The 656-nt window shown below is 66.9% G+C and carries 1 protein-coding gene; it reads right to left on the reverse strand.

From position 1 onward, the window contains the following. Positions 1–656, reverse strand: a 656-nt coding sequence (locus QD461_RS36685) for an IS701 family transposase (protein ID WP_414091643.1), incomplete at both ends; no start/stop codon positions are given.

Consider the following 656-nt stretch of genomic DNA (forward strand, 5'->3'; position numbering starts at 1 on the left):
CCGAGCCCGAGTTCCTGTTTGAGTTCCTGATAGTCGCGCTCGATGCGCCAGCGCAGCTTGGCGGTGCTGACGAGCTTTGCGAGCGAAGCGGCGGCCGGGAGAGTGGAGAGCCAGTATTTGAGTGGTTCGGCATCACCCTCGGGCCATTCGATCAGCAGCCATTCCTCGGCGCGGGGCTCGGTCAATTTGTAATCCCTGGACGCGGGCCTGACGCGCACGGCGGCGAAGCGAGAGTTGAGGTCAGTGTTGGTTCCTTCCCGCCAGCCGATGATCTGCCAGGCATCTTGCGGCAGTTCCTGCGCCAACGCCTTGGCCGATATCGGGCTGTGCTCGGGGCTGCGGCGCATCAGCGAGGTTGGCCGCCCCTTTCCGCGCCAGGGCTCGGGTGGCAATGGTCCCTCGCCGGGTCGCCAGACGCTGAGTGTCGGCTGCACGCCCACGACATAGTCGAGGCCGAGTGCCGACAGGCCGGCGCGGAATGCGCCGTCCACGCCATAGCCGGCATCGGCCAACACCACACCGGGCGCCACTCCGGCTGCCTGGGCGGCTCGGATCTGCTCCAGCGCGATGGCCGGTTTGGTCTGGAATGCGACGCTGTCAGGGATCTTCGCCTTGCGCCGCCGCTCGGCATCGTCGGCCCAGATCTCGGGTAGATA

It is taken from the genome of Rhizobium sp. BR 314 (assembly GCF_047445805.1).
In the GTDB taxonomy this organism is placed as follows: Bacteria; Pseudomonadota; Alphaproteobacteria; order Rhizobiales; family Rhizobiaceae; genus Rhizobium; species Rhizobium lusitanum_B.